The organism is Halomonas sp. IOP_14, assembly GCF_021021315.1.
GTDB classification, from domain to species: domain Bacteria; phylum Pseudomonadota; class Gammaproteobacteria; order Pseudomonadales; family Halomonadaceae; genus Vreelandella; species Vreelandella titanicae.
Genome location: NZ_JAINWD010000009.1, coordinates 28033 through 42838, shown reverse-complemented (window position 1 = coordinate 42838; position 14806 = coordinate 28033). Strand labels below are relative to the sequence as shown.

General features: G+C 54.8%; 10 protein-coding genes. 7 read left to right on the top strand and 3 right to left on the bottom strand.

Annotation, left to right across the window (positions count from 1 at the left end; translation table 11 throughout):
- Positions 1–46 precede the first annotated feature (46 nt).
- The 5 genes from K7H09_RS09120 (at position 47) to K7H09_RS09100 (ending at position 9077) form a co-directional block, all read left to right on the top strand.
- The gene (locus K7H09_RS09120; protein ID WP_051052014.1) at positions 47–1978 is read left to right on the top strand and encodes a sigma 54-interacting transcriptional regulator; all 1932 of its coding nucleotides are present in this window, start codon (positions 47–49) and stop codon (positions 1976–1978) included.
- 225 nt (positions 1979–2203) lie between these two features.
- Complete coding sequence (locus tag K7H09_RS09115; protein ID WP_009287284.1) at positions 2204–3667, top strand: TolC family outer membrane protein; 1464 nt, start codon at positions 2204–2206, stop codon at positions 3665–3667.
- Between the two features lie 77 nt (positions 3668–3744).
- Positions 3745–5016 carry an efflux RND transporter periplasmic adaptor subunit gene (locus K7H09_RS09110; RefSeq protein ID WP_230804480.1) on the top strand — a complete coding sequence of 424 codons (1272 nt, stop codon included), beginning with the start codon at positions 3745–3747 and terminating at the stop codon, positions 5014–5016.
- The gene (locus tag K7H09_RS09105; RefSeq protein ID WP_141439667.1) at positions 5016–8204 is read left to right on the top strand and encodes an efflux RND transporter permease subunit; all 3189 of its coding nucleotides are present in this window, start codon (positions 5016–5018) and stop codon (positions 8202–8204) included. The genes K7H09_RS09110 and K7H09_RS09105 overlap by 1 nt, the downstream gene beginning before the upstream one ends.
- Before the next feature lie 186 nt (positions 8205–8390).
- Entirely contained in the window at positions 8391–9077 is a 687-nt protein-coding gene (locus K7H09_RS09100; RefSeq protein ID WP_009287285.1) for a hypothetical protein, read from the top strand.
- A gap of 55 nt (positions 9078–9132) precedes the next feature.
- Here the strand turns inward: K7H09_RS09100 and K7H09_RS09095 are convergent, their stop codons facing one another.
- Together K7H09_RS09095 and K7H09_RS09090 are read right to left on the bottom strand one after the other, a co-directional pair.
- Complete coding sequence (locus K7H09_RS09095) at positions 9133–10062, bottom strand: alpha/beta fold hydrolase (RefSeq protein ID WP_009287286.1); 930 nt, start codon at positions 10060–10062, stop codon at positions 9133–9135.
- Positions 10063–10138: 76 nt separating this feature from the next.
- Positions 10139–10750 carry a TetR family transcriptional regulator gene (locus K7H09_RS09090; protein ID WP_039859306.1) on the bottom strand — a complete coding sequence of 204 codons (612 nt, stop codon included), beginning with the start codon at positions 10748–10750 and terminating at the stop codon, positions 10139–10141.
- A 206-nt stretch (positions 10751–10956) separates the two neighbouring features.
- Between K7H09_RS09090 and K7H09_RS09085 the strand changes: the two genes are divergently transcribed.
- Together K7H09_RS09085 and K7H09_RS09080 are read left to right on the top strand one after the other, a co-directional pair.
- Complete coding sequence (locus K7H09_RS09085) at positions 10957–11988, top strand: succinylglutamate desuccinylase/aspartoacylase family protein (RefSeq protein ID WP_009287287.1); 1032 nt, start codon at positions 10957–10959, stop codon at positions 11986–11988.
- 208 nt (positions 11989–12196) lie between these two features.
- Entirely contained in the window at positions 12197–13651 is a 1455-nt protein-coding gene (locus tag K7H09_RS09080) for a catalase (protein WP_009287288.1), read from the top strand.
- A gap of 46 nt (positions 13652–13697) precedes the next feature.
- Here K7H09_RS09080 and dusA read toward each other — a convergent pair whose 3' ends face one another.
- A complete protein-coding gene (dusA, locus tag K7H09_RS09075; RefSeq protein WP_041157862.1) occupies positions 13698–14771 on the bottom strand; it encodes a tRNA dihydrouridine(20/20a) synthase DusA in 1074 nt (357 codons plus the stop codon).
- Positions 14772–14806: the final 35 nt, after the last annotated feature.

Genomic DNA, 14806 nt, shown 5'->3' with positions numbered 1-14806 from the left:
GCGGTAATTGAATGGTGATGGGACAACTCATTTGAGACCGACACTAATGGATGAGCCTGAACGTCATCACGCTTTTGCGTTGATGGGTGGCTTTTCGCCTCTGGCGATGATTTTGGTCGATCCGTTTGCCGACCAACTGCTCGCTGCGAATTATGCCGCTTGCGCGCTGCTCAATATTGATGAAGCAATGCCTTTGGAGGCACCGTTTAGCCATCGCTTGGGTGCTTCGCTGTCACTATGGGTGAGCTTCACCGATGAAGCGCTAACACACAAAGCGGCCTGGTCGGATGACCTGGTGATGTTAGATATGCTGCGCCAGCCGTATCGAGTTGAGGTTTATGCTCAGCGTATCGACGACTCTTCACAGCTGTTGCTGACGCTTATAGACCGCAATAAAGCTGAGCAGCGGCGAGCAAAAGCGGAATTAGGCCGCCAGCACCGCCAGGGTGAGGTGGGTTGGCAGCGGGTCGAGCAGGTATTCGAGCGGATTGAAAAGCAGAACCAACTGATTCTTGGCGCAGCGGGCGAGGGGATTTACGGTCTGGATGCCGAAGGCAAAACAACCTTCGTTAATCCTGCCGCCGAGCGAATTCTGGGCTGGAGTACCGAGGATATGGTGGGCCACGACGCTCACCTGATGTTCCACCACACCCACGCCGATGGCAGTCACTTCCCGGTGCAGCAGTGCCCTATTCACGCCTCGTTTAGCGATGGTCAGGTGCATCATGTCGATAACGAGGTGTTCTGGCACAAAAATGGTGAGGCAATTCCCGTTGAGTACACGAGTACACCGATTTTTGAAATGGGGCGTTTGGTCGGGGCGGTGGTGCTGTTTCGTGATATTCGTGAGCGCAAGCGTGCTGAGCAGCAGTTGCGCGATGCCCTTGCTGAGGTGGAGTCACTCAAGCAGCGCCTCGAACTGGAAAATGAGTACCTCCAGGAAGAGATAAAAGCGGAGCTAAATCATCGCGATATTGTCGGCAATAGTCCGGCAGTGGCCAAGCTGATTCAGCAGATTGAGCTGGTTGCGCCCACTAGCGCCAACGTGTTGATTAGCGGCGAGTCAGGCACCGGTAAAGAGCTGATTGCCCGCGCCATCCATGCGGGGAGTACGCGCAGCGATCGACCGCTGATCCGCGTGAACTGTGCGGCTATTCCCCGTGATCTGTTTGAGAGCGAGTTTTTTGGCCATGTGAAAGGCGCGTTTACCGGCGCGGTACAGGATCGTCCAGGGCGTTTTGAGCTTGCTCACGGCGGCACGTTATTTTTGGATGAAGTCGGTGAAATCCCCCTGGAGCTGCAGAGTAAGCTGTTGCGGGTGCTGCAGGATCAGCAATTTGAGCGCGTAGGCGATAACCGTACCCGCGAAGTGGATGTGCGGGTGATTGCCGCCACCAATCGCGAACTGCGCGACATGATCGATGCGGGCCACTTTCGTGAAGATCTCTATTTTCGACTCAATGTGTTTCCTATTGATTCGGTACCGCTGCGCAAGCGGATTGAGGATGTGCCGCTACTGGCGCGGCACTTTTTACAGCGTGCCTGCCTGAAATTTAATAAGCCGGGAGTGCGCATTCCCCCCGCCCAGTTGGAGATTCTGCAGCGCTACCCATGGCCAGGCAACATTCGTGAACTGGAAAACATCATCGAGCGCCAAGTCATCGTGACCCAGGATCGACGCTTAATGTTTGATGACCTGCTATCGGGAGAGCCGTCGCGCTCGATGGGGCGTGCTCAACCAATGCCGACGTTGCGCCACACCGGCGGAGAGCAAAGTAAAGCAACGCTGCTGACTGAGCAGGCGCTGAGCCAACGTCGGCGGGCGAGCACGATTGCCGCTCTGGAACAGGCGAGAGGTAAAATTTCTGGGACCGGGGGCGCGGCAGAACTGCTTGGTATTAAACCCACTACGCTGGCCTCGCGGCTAACTAAATGGGGTATCGATGCGCGGGAATTTCGTAAAAGAGCGCCGCATTAATCGCCAAACCACCATGCTTTGGACTAAGGTAAGTTGGATGCGACTTGACAACAGGCTGCACACATATTTATAGATTGTTCAAGGCTAGCATACATACATGAATGTAACTATAATGCTCATCTTTCTGAATGGCTTAACGTGCGAGTGGCTTAATTTTCTGCAGGACAAGCAGGTTGAGAGACTAAGCGCGTTTACCATCTGACGCTGATACCTAGAGGCAATCCCATGCGACTGGCACACTGGGCAGTCAATGCCCCTTTACGACCCCTACTGTTAGCGGTATTTACTGCTTCTTTTGTATTGCCTGCTCAAGCCGCCGACCTCATCACGATTACCCGTGATGCGTTGGATAATAACGCTGAGCTTGCTTCGGCGCGCTCGGAGTATTTGGGTGTTGAAGCAGGCAGAGACGTTGCCCGCGGTGGGTTACTCCCCCAAATTAACGCCTCGGGCACCGTGGCGCATAACGAGCAATATGAAAGTCAGGGTTCATCCCGAGCGGGAACAGGGGCTGGAACGGGTAATGTGAGCGCTGGTGATGACCGTTACAACACCGTAGCGCTCACCCTCGAAGCCACCCAAGCGCTTTATGATGAGGTCACGCGCCGCCAAGTCACTCAGGCCGAGCGGCAGATTGACCAGCAGGTATACCTGCTGGCAGCTACCGAACAGCAGCTATTAATTGACGTGGCCAGCGCCTATTTTGATATTTTGCGGGCTTATGAAGTCCTCGAAGCGCGTTTTGCCCAAGAGCGAGCCATTGGCCGTCAGCTTGAACAGGCAGGCGAACAGTTTGAGGTCGGTTTGATTGCGATTACCGAAGTCGAAGAGGCCCGGGCTACCTTTGACCAGTCCCGTGCTGATCGCATTGCCGCAGAGAGTAATCTGCAGGTGGCATTTGAGGCACTAGAGCAGCTGACCGGCCAGCGCTACGCCAGTATTGAAGCGTTGGGCGACAGTATGCCAATCGCCCTCCCGGAACCCAGCAACCGCGACTACTGGGTAGAGCAAGCCATTGAGCGCAATCCTCAGGTATTGGCGCAACAGGCGGGGATTGAGGTATCACGCAGCGGTGTGGAAATTGCCCGTGCGGGTCGTTTGCCCACCCTTTCAGCCTTTGGCAACTATCAGTATGGCGACAGTGATATTGATAACACCACTGGAAATGACTCCTCTAGCCAAGTAGGCATACGCGCTAATTTACCCGTCTACACCGGCGGCAGTACCAGCGCCAGCATCCGCCAGGGGACTTATCAACTTGAAAGCAGCCAGTATGATTTCGAGTCCCAGCGTCGTTCGTCAATTCAACAGGTTCGCTCTCTGTACACTCAAGTCAGCAACGATGTGGAAACTGTCGAGGCTCGCGAGCAGGCCATTGTATCCAACCAAAGTGCGCTGGAAGCGACGCGCGCCGGTTACGAAGTCGGCACCCGTAACATCGTGGACGTTTTGAACGCTGAGCAGAATTTGTATAACGCCATCGCCAACTACGCCGAGGCTCGCTACGACTATGTCGTTAACCTGCTCTCACTGCGTCAGCAGGCCGGGCGCCTGGATGTAGACGCCATTGAAGAAGTCAATGCGTGGTTAACCGGCGATGAGGTGAATTTCACCTTGCCCGAAAGCGGTGGCAACGACCGCTATGAGTCCGCGCTCAACATCGGTGCACCGCCCCAACCTGGCACGTAATGGCTTGTCGGTTGGAAGTGATTCAGGTGCGCATGTGCTATCGGTCACCTTAAAAAAGATATATGGGAATGCAACGTATGAAGAAGATGATTCACTCACGCCGAGCGAGTCTGGTGACGCTAGTAGCTGCGCTGGCACTTTCAGCCTGCGGTCAAGAACAAGCCGAGGCGCCTCAACAGGGTGCCCAGCAAGAAGCTCCACCTCATAAGGTCGAAGTGGCCGAAATGGTGCGTCAAGATATACCGTTGGATAAGTCGTACCCCTCACTGCTACGCAGTGATGATGAAGTCACTTTGGTGGCCCGAGTCAATGGGTTTCTGGAGGAACGCCACTTTGAACCCGGCCAGTTGGTGGAGGAGGGGGATCGTCTTTACACCATCGAGCCCGATCTTTACCAGGCCACGGTCAATCAGCGTGAAGCCGATTTACAGAGCGCTCGTGCCGAGCTTGCCCGCGCCCAGCGTGATGCCCAGCGTTTCGAGCAGTTATTAAGCCAAAACTCAGTGAGTCGCCAGCAGTATGATCAGGCGTTGGCCGACCAACGAGTAGCTCAGGCGAGCGTCGCCCAAGCAGAAGCCGCTTTGACCAGTGCCAACCTGGATTTAGGCTATTCCCAGGTGACGGCTCCTGTCTCAGGCATGATCGGTTTGAGCCAAGTTAACGTGGGCAATTTGGTGACTTCGGGTACGGAGCTGGCTACGATCACCCCGCTGGATCCGCTGGAAGTTCGTTTCCAACTGCCTCAGCGGGATGCCTTTGAGCTGCGTCGTCAGTTGAGTGACGGCGGTGATACGTCGGATATTCGTGCGCGGTTGAGCATTCCTGGCGTGAGTGGCGGCAGCGATTCCGAATTAGAAGGGCATTTGGACTTCCTGGGCTCACGAGTCGATAGCGGCACCAGTACCGTGCAGGCATCCGCAACCTTCGAAAACCCTGAGGCGACCGTACTGCCCGGCCAATTTGTACGTGTACGCATCGAGGGCCTGAAGCGTTTTGATGTGATGGCAGTCCCGGAAATTGCCGTTACCCAAGGGCTAATGGGCCCGCAAGTGTTTGTCCTGGATGACGAGGACAAAGCCCGCGAAAGGACTGTTTCATTGGGCGAAGTGGCTGGCCTATGGCAGTTGATTCGTGAGGGGCTTGAGCCGGGGGAGCGTGTAGTGGTCGGCGACCCCGCTGGTTTAGAGCCGGGTATGGTGATTGATCCTCAGCCGTTTGCTGGTAACGCTGAGGACATCGTTGAAGATGTGGAGCAAGAAGAGGCCCAACAGCAGTCTGAAGCGGCAGAGACAATGGAAGAGGGGGCAGGTGATGACCAGCCCGCTGAAGGAGAAGAGGGTGCGCAATAATGAACTTCTCTAACTTCTTCATCAGCCGCCCGATATTTGCCACGGTATTGGCGATTATCGTGACGTTGGTGGGCGTGATGTCCATGCGTATTCTACCGATTGAGCAGTACCCCAGCGTGGTGCCGCCGACGGTATCGGTGCAAGCGCAGTTCCCTGGGGCGGACGCTGAAACCGTTGCGCAAACGGTGGCGGCTCCCATCGCCGAAGCCATTAACGGCGTTGAGAACATGCTTTATATGACCTCCAACAGCGCCGATAACGGCCTCATGAGCTTAAGCGTGGCGTTTGACATCGGCACCGACGGCGACATTAACACCATCAACGTCAACAACCGGGTTCAGGGAGCGCTTTCGCAGTTACCTGAGGCCGTGCAGTCACAAGGTGTCACCGTTGAGCTGCGCTCTGACTCGATTTTGATGTTTATCGCGTTGACCTCGCCTGATGGCGACTACGACAACATCTATATGCAGAACTACGCGACCCTTAACGTGCTTGATGAACTGCGCCAGGTGCCGGGTGTGGGTAATGCCGAGGTGTTGGGCGGCGGCGAGTTTGCCATGCGTATCTGGATGGATCCGGATAAGTTGGCCCAGTACGACCTGACGCCCAGTGAAGTGGCCAGCGCGATTAGGGCACAAAATACTGAAGTGCCTGCGGGCAATTTGGCATCGACGCCGCAAAGTGAGCCGCGTGCGTACACCTATACGATTACCGCTGGCGGCCGCCTTAATAATGTCGACGACTTCCGTAATATTTACCTACGCACCAATAGCGACGGCTCTTCGCTACACTTGGAAGACGTCGCGCGTATTGAACTTGGGGCATCTTTTTACGGGGTTGATGCGCGTTTGAACGGCTCAACCATGACGCCGATTATTATTAACCAGCAGCCCGGTGCTAACGCGCTGGAAACTGCGCAGGGTGTGCGGGATACCATGGAGGAACTAGCCGGTCGCTTCCCGCCCGGGCTTGAGTATGTTGCCCCTTATGATACCACCCTGTTTATTGATGCCTCCGTGGAAACGGTGCTCCACACCTTTATTGAAGCCTTTCTGATCGTTATCGTCATTCTGTTTATTTTCCTGCAGAACTGGCGTTTCACCGTGATTGCCATGTCGGTGGTGCCGGTTGCGGTCGTAGGTACCTTCGCAGGCTTCTACATGTTTGGTTTTTCAATCAACTTGCTGACGCTATTTGCCTTGGTGCTATCGATAGGGATAGTGGTCGACGATGCCATTCTTGTAGTGGAAAACGTCGAGCGCGTGCTGAGTGAAGAGGACGATATCAGTGTACGCGACGCGACTATTCGGGCGATGAAAGAAGTCGGCGGGCCGGTGATTGCGACCTCGTTGATCATGGCAGCCGTGTTTGTACCCGTGGCTTTCCTGGGCGGCTTTACCGGGCAGATTTACCAGCAGTTTGCAATTACCGTGGCGATCTCGGTGGCCATTTCGGCGTTAATGGCGCTGACCTTTACCCCTGCTCTGTCAGCGATTTTTATCAAGCACAAAATCGCCGGTGCCGGGCAGTCCAAATTCAAACGCGCCCTAAATACACCGCTACGCCTGTTTGACCGACTGTTTGCGGGGATCACCGCTGCCTATATGTGGGTCGTAAAAGGCTTGGTACGGTTTTGGGTGTTAGCATTAGCGCTCACGGTAGCGACAGGGGTTGGTTCCTACTGGCTCTACGCCAATACGCCTTCAACGCTGGTGCCGGAAACCGACCAGGGGGTTGTGCTGGTCAGCGTGTCGCTTCCTGACGCCGCGTCGCTGGATCGCACCCAGCGCTATATGTCAAAACTCAGTGCAGCGATTGAAGATATTCCCGGTGTGGAATACTCCTCCGCGGTGGCGGGCTATGACATTTTGTCGAGTTCCGTGAATACCGCTCGGGGGGTAATGTTTATCAATCTAAGCCCTTGGTCTGAGCGTGATTTGACTGCCACAGAACTTGTAGGGCGCATTATGGGGTTGGGCGCAAGTATTGATGGTGGTTCCGCGATGGCCTTTAACTTGCCACCTATCATGGGGCTTTCGACCACTGGTGGTTTTACCGGCTACTTGCAGTCCTTTGATGGTGCATCGGCACGTGAGCTGTATGAAGCATCGCTGCAAATCATGCAGAAAGCTAACCAGCATCCTGCCTTGAACCGGGTATTTACAACGTTCAACGTTAATGTCCCGTCTTATCGTGCCAACATTGATCAGCAAAAAGCATTAAGTTACGGCGTGGCGCTGGAGAACATTAACTCGGCTCTGGGTAATACCTTTGGTAACGGCTTTGTGAACTACTTCAGCTATCAAAACCGTAATTTTCAGGTCTATCTACAAAACGAAGATGAATTCCGGAAGACGCCGGAAGACGTCAGCAGCGTTTACGTGCGTGGCGGAAATGGCGAACGTATTCCGCTCTCTGAATTTGTCGAGCTTGAGCGCCAAACCGGTCCGTCGGTAGTGTCCCGTTTCGGCGTTTATGCCGGTGCAATGTTCCAGGGTGAGCCAGCTGCTGGTTATAGCTCAGCTCAGGCGATCGAAGCAATGAACGAAGTCGTGGAGGAAGCGCTGGGCAGCAACTGGGGCATGGGCTGGACGGGTACCGCATACCAAGAGTCCAATATGGGCAGCGCCGCGACGCTAGCGATTGTCTTCGGCCTATTGATGGTCTTCCTGATCCTGGCGGCTCAGTATGAGAGTTGGTCTTTACCGCTAGCGGTATTGACTGCAACGCCTTTTGCTTTCCTGGGGGGTATTGGGGGTATCGCGTTGCGCGGGCTGGACACCAGTGTGTATGTGCAGATCGGCATGTTGGTGGTGGTCGGGCTTGCGGCGAAGAATGCCATCCTGATTGTCGAATTCGCCGAACTGCAGCGTAAGGAGCAGGGAAAATCAATCCGTGAAGCGGCGATTACAGCAGCAGAGCTGCGCTTTCGTCCCATCGTGATGACCTCCCTGGCATTTATCTTTGGTACCTTACCGCTCGCATTGGCGACCGGTGCCAGCGACGTGAGCAGTCATCACATTGGTACCACGGTCGCTATGGGTATGTTCTCAGTTGCCACCTTGGGCAGCCTGTTTATTCCCAGCTTCTACGCCATGATTGCAACCGTTTCTGATTGGCTAGGTCGCAAGATGAAAGGGAATAGGCATGATAGCTCACAGTCGGCACTTGAGCATGACAAAGCCTAGTCCTTAGCGATTAACCACCATCAAGAACAGGCGGGTGCTATCTTCGGATGGCACCCGCTTTTTATTGCGGTCACGATAATCAAGCTAGCTGACTAAGATCAAGGTAGAGGTGGCGCCCAAAAGCTAATCTGGACTAAGCTGGAAGTAACAATACATCACCGGCTAAGTACCGGGGGAGGCGCCATCATGAACGATCTACTGCACGCTGCTACGCAGTTTCCGACCATCGTCTTTACGTTGCTACTCGGGTTGTTGGCTCTTTACTGGCTGTTAGTGATTATCCGTTTAGCCCCTCTGGAGCTGTTTGAACGCGATAGCCTCAAAGAAGACCATCTCGCCAGCACGCTGGTTTCTCTAGGCTTCGCTGGGGTTCCCGCGACGCTGGCCTTGACGGTGATTCTGACCATTGCAGCAGTGCTTACATTGGTGATCGAACTACTGGTATTGCGGTGGCTACCGCTTGGCTTGATACGTATACCGGTAGGGGTGCTGGTGCTATGGGCTACGCTGGTGGTTGCTTCGCCTTTGGCGGCTATGCTCTGCCAGGCCTTGCACCGTGGGCTGCACCGTTATCGCCCCTTCACGCGCCGCTGTTTACTGGGGCAAACGGTGGTGGTGACTGAGCGCGAAGGTACTGGTGGGCAGGCGTTCGCAGTCATTGATAATGAGCCCAATAGCAGGGTCAAACTGCTGAGCAAGCACGATGCCCTACCTGTACAGGGGGAGCGCCGAGTGCTGGTGAAGTACTTACCTGAAGAGGGCGCCTATCGCAGCGTCTCTGAGAAGGCGTATCTCGAAACGCGAGTTCGTTTGAATAGACTGCGGCTAAACCAGAAAAATCGCCACTCAACCCATTACTCCACCTCCCACTAATACGACGTTCTATCTGAAGGGCGTCACCGGGAAGCCTAAATGCTAGGCATCCCGGTTATTTCCAACGCCGCCACTGCTGTGTCAGCCACTGCACTGCACGCTGCCAGACAGTGGCGTTTTGCGTCTTATCAACGGAGGTAGGACGAGGTGCGGGGCGGTTTAAAAAGTCGTGAATGGGGTCTACCTGTGCTGGTTTATCCAGCATGGGCGCATGACCACAGTCAGGCACTGTAAGCGTCACAAGCTTAGGCTGTGCTGCGGTCATCCGCGGTAGTGTTTCCGGGTCTAAAAGTGTGGACTCCTCACCGCGTATCACCATCGTCGGGCAGCGAATGTTCGCCCAGTCTGCCCACATGTCGCGCGGCGTATCGTGTACAAACTGCTCGCCGATGCGCGGATCAAAGTGATACGTCCAACTACCATCCGGTAACCGACGGGCACTGTTGAGCGCTAGTTCGCGCCATGCGGATTCACCGGTAATACCGAAACTAGCGTAGTGCTGATTGAGCTCTTGTTGGAGTTCGCTGAAGTTAGAGAAGCGGTGGGTAACGCCGAAATAGCTGGAGAGACCAATAAGACCCTGCGTGTTCAGCTCGGGGCCCACATCGTTAAGAATCAGCCGGGAAATACGCCCACTGTGTTGTGGGTCAGCGGCGATCAACATACCTAGCAGGCCACCCATCGAGGTGCCCAGCCAATCGATGTAATCGAGTTCAAAGTGGTCAAGCAGTGCGATTGCTACTGTCACGTAATGGCTATAAAGGTAGTCGTGAGCAGGGAAAAGCGACCAGCTTGATAAGCCGCGGCCCGGGGTGTCTGGGGCGATAATCCGCCATTCACTGCCGAGTTCCCGCGCCAGCGCGCTAAAGTCGCCACCGTGACGAGCAAAGCCATGCCAGGCGATCAAAGTGCGGGGGGCAGTAGGGTTCCAAATGCGTACGGCGACTTCTAATTCGCGTATGCGAACAAACTCCAAGGCATCCATAGGGTACTCACACGGCTAGAACAGTGGGGCCAGTATAAGCATACTTGCTGCATTGCAGCGAGAGTGGGTGCAATGTTTAACGCTGCATCATGCGAATAGAGGTATCAATCAGCTCGCCACCGCGTTCCCGAATCGAAAAAGCTCCGGGGTTACGTAGCCAGTCGTGGAACAGGCCTCCCAGCATGGACTGCATCAAGCGCGTTGCAATTTCGGGGCTAAGGTCTTCGCGCAACAATTGTTGCTGCTCAGCGAGCACAAAGACATTCAGCATCTCTTCAAAACACTCGTTGCCGATCTGCTCCTGCATGTCGAGCGGGTTAATATCGCTGAAGAACTCGCAGCGATGCAGCAGGATGGAGAGTATTCGCTGATAAGAAGGTTGCTCAAGGCGCACTAAACCCGCATGGCAGGCCAGTCGTATAGACTCCAATGGTGATAATTCGGCGTCGGCTTTGTCGACCTCATCCATCAGCGATTGGAAGGGCATACGCACCTGTTCAACCAGCGCCATGAACAGGTCGCCTTTGTTTTTAAAGTGCCAATAAACGGCGCCGCGAGTAAGGCCTGCATGGCGAGCAATTTGCTCTAAGGAGGTGCGCGCCACGCCCTTGGCAAAAAATACCTCTTCAGCAGCTTCAAGCAGTGCTTCTCGTGTAGCAGCCGCTTCTGCTTTGGTCTTTCTTGCCATGGAAATGCAACCTCATTATCGACACAGTATGGTCATATTTTAACCTAAGAGGGAGAACATTTACATTCAAAACTGTATGGTTAAATGAGCCATCTCATAACGTGGGTTAACAAATTCGTCATTTCACGACTGAAAGCGTATAAACAGGCAATGAAACTGGCCCTAATGTCGTGAGCAAAACGAATTAAAAAAACAGGACAGAAAGCATGGCGCGAGCTCCTTTTCAGCTGGGCGAACATACCATTATGCCCGGCCAACGCTTACAAGTTGATGTGCCGGTGGCGCGCTTATATACCCATACGCCCCTGCATATTCCTGTCGAAGTCGTTCATGGCCGTAAGGATGGACCAGTGCTGTTGGTATGTGGTGGCATTCACGGCGATGAAATCAACGGCGTGGAGATTGTCCGCCGGGTACTGCGCGCGAAAGCGATTAGTAGTATCCGCGGTACCTTGATCGCTGTGCCGGTTGTAAACGTACTTGGTTTCTTGCAGCAAACCCGCTATTTGCCTGATCGGCGTGATCTAAATCGCTGTTTTCCAGGCAGCGAGTCGGGGTCACTTGGCGGCCGTATTGCAAATCTGTTTCGCGAACAAATCGTCGATCACGCTACCCATATTATTGACCTACATACCGGTGCAATCCACCGCACTAATCTGCCGCAAATTCGTGCCCAGCTCCGTCCTGGAAGCGAAACCGAGCGTATGGCCGATGCTTTCGGTGCGCCCGTAGTGCTAAATGCGGAACTGCGTGAAGGTAGCCTGCGCCACTACGCTCAGAACCGCGGGATTCCAGTGCTGACCTATGAAGCCGGCGAGGCGCTGCGTTTTGACGAGTGGGCGATTGCCCCAGGGGTTCGCGGTGTGCTGCGAGTCATGCGCCGACTAGGCATGCTGACCGGCGAACAACGCCGCCGCACGCCAGCACCCGCGGAGCTTGCCAAAGGGTCAAGCTGGGCTCGGGCACCTATCGACGGCATTTTGCGCCCCAAGGTGCGCCTAGGCGCCCGCGTTGCGAAAGGCGAGGTGCTGGGCAAAGTCGCTGACCCTTTTGGCAATGATGAAGGCGAAGTGCGCGCCGCTGCCGACGGTATTGTGATTGGCATGAGTCGCTTGCCGCTGGCCAATGAAGGAGAGGCGCTATTCCATATTGCCCGTTTTGATGAAATTGATGAGGCAGAAACGGCTATTGAGAGCTTTAACTCAAGCTTGGTGCCGCCACCTGATTCGTTTTATTAATCGTAGTTCATAACTCAACGCTATCGCTTCAATAGTTAAGGATTAGCTACTATAAATGGCAAGTCAGTAGCCATTTGACTATACCTAAGGACGGGCTTTGTTAGCGGCTACTCAAAATGATAACACCCAAAACAAATAGCTAAGCTTTCATCGGACTCGAACGAGTGGCGATCAAACGCCACGTCTACCGTGACATGGAGGAAAAGCGATGACGAGCGATAAACCTAATCACACCACGACAGATGCGGGTATACCGGTCACCAGTGACGAACACTCGCTTACCATAGGACCCAACGGCCCGATTCTGCTCAACGATCACTACTTGATTGAGCAGATGGCAAACTTTAACCGTGAACGTATTCCCGAGCGTCAGCCTCACGCCAAAGGTGGCGGCGGTTTTGGGCGCTTTGAAGTGACTCATGATGTCAGCAAGTACACCAAGGCAGCCGTGTTCCAGCCGGGCACGACCACTGAAACACTGATGCGCTTCTCAACCGTGGCCGGCGAACGGGGTAGCCCGGACACATGGCGTGATCCGCGCGGGTTCTCGATCAAGTTCTACACCACAGAAGGCAACTTCGACATGGTGGGGAACAATACACCGGTGTTCTTTATTCGCGACCCGATGAAGTTTCAGCACTTTATCCGCTCGCAAAAGCGCCGCGCAGATACCAATCTTCGTGACCATGATATGCAGTGGGATTTCTGGACGCTGTCGCCTGAATCGGCTCACCAAGTGGCTTGGCTGATGGGGGATCGGGGTATCCCGAAAACCTGGCGTCATATGAACGGCTATTCCAGCCATACTTATATGTGGATCAACGCAGAGGGTGAGCGGTTTTGGGTCAAGTACCATTTTAAAACCGACCAGGGAATCGATTTCCTCACCCAGGAAGAAGCGGACAAAATGGCTGGCGCAGACGCTGACTACCATACCCGCGACCTCTATCAAGCCCTTAAAAATGGCGATCACCCCAGCTGGACGCTGAAAGTGCAGATCATGCCGTTTGAAGAGGCGAAGACCTACCGTTATAACCCCTTCGATCTGACCAAAGTGTGGCCCCATGCGGACTACCCGATGATTGAAGTGGGTAAACTCATCTTGGATCGTAATCCCACGGATTATCACACCGAGATCGAGCAAGCGGCATTTGAGCCCAATAATATGGTACCAGGTACCGGTTTAAGCCCTGATAAAATGCTGCTGGCGCGTGGGTTCTCCTACGCCGATGCCCACCGCGCGCGGCTTGGCGTGAACTATAAGCAGATCCCGGTGAATTCGCCGAAGTCGCCGGTGCACAGCTACACTAAAGATGGCGCGATGCGGGTGCAAAATGTCACCGACCCGGTTTATGCACCCAACTCGAAAGGCGGCCCCTCTGCCGATGCTGAGCGCTACCCTATGGATAACACCTGGGAAGTGAGTGGTGACTTTGTGCGCACCGCCTACACCCTGCGCCGCGATGACGACGATTGGGGGCAGGCCCATACCCTGGTGCGTGAAGTGATGGATGACGCCCAGCGTGACCGTTTGGTGTCGAACGTTGTTGGTCATCTATCGGATGGTGTTACGGAGCCGGTGCTTCAGCGTGCGTTTGAGTATTGGCGCAATATTGACCAGGAAGTCGGCGACCGCATCGCTAAAGGCGTGAAAGGCGGCTAACGCGTGACTTTTTAAGCACACGGCGCGCCGTCCACACCTTCAACGCTTAAGCGGGAAGGGGGGCAGAAAGGGCGGCGGGCTGTGTGTCTTGAGCCTCTGGCTCACGCACTAAACTTAACGCTTCATCAAATAGGCGCAATCCTGCGCCTTCTTTATGGGCGTGTTCTGACAAATGACGCCGGAAGCGCCTGCCGCCGGGGCAACCCTGGAATAAACCCAGCAGGTGGCGGGTAATATGATTCAGCTTCGCGCCTTCATCCAAGCGCTGCTGAATATACGGCCGGAAAGCGTTCGCAGCATCCAAACGGCTCTCTGCCGGGCCTTGCTCACCAAACAACTGTTCATCGACACCAGCGAGCAGCCACGGGTTTTGATACGCCTCACGCCCCACCATCACGCTATCCACATGGGTAAGCTGCGCTTGGCACTCCGCCAGCGTTTTAATCCCGCCGTTAATGCCAATATGCAATTCAGGGCGGCTCTGCTTTAGACGGTGAACACGGGGGTAGTTAAGCGGCGGCACATCGCGGTTCTGTTTGGGCGACAAACCCTGCAGCCACGCCTTACGGGCGTGAACGGTAAACACCTCGCAGCCTGCGTCAGCAACGATAGCGATAAACCGCTCAAGATCAGCGTCCTCATCCTGGTCATCAATACCAATACGGCACTTCACCGTGACCGGAATAGACACCGCAGCCTGCATTGCCCGCACTGCCTCTGCCACCTTTTCGGGGTAGCCCATCAAGCACGCGCCAATCAGGTTGTTCTGCACGCGGTCACTCGGGCAGCCGACGTTCAGGTTCACCTCGTCATAGCCCCAGGCTTCGGCAATCGCTGCGCACTCAGCCAGCTCACCGGCGTCGCTGCCGCCTAACTGCAGTGCAAGCGGATGCTCCACCTCGTTATAGCCCAAAAAGCGCTCACGGGGCGTCCCGTGCAAAATCGCACCGGTAGTGACCATCTCGGTATACAGCAGCGCACGCTTGGTTAAGGTGCGTGCTAGCGCTCTGTAATCGCGGGTTGTCCAATCCATCATGGGCGCTACGGAGAAAGTTCTATCCAGCTCCGGGCGGAAAATGCCAGACTTCATGCGGGTTTGCGCGGTTGTGGTATCATTCATAGCTGTTCATATTTACAGTAGTTAAGCGGCGTTTT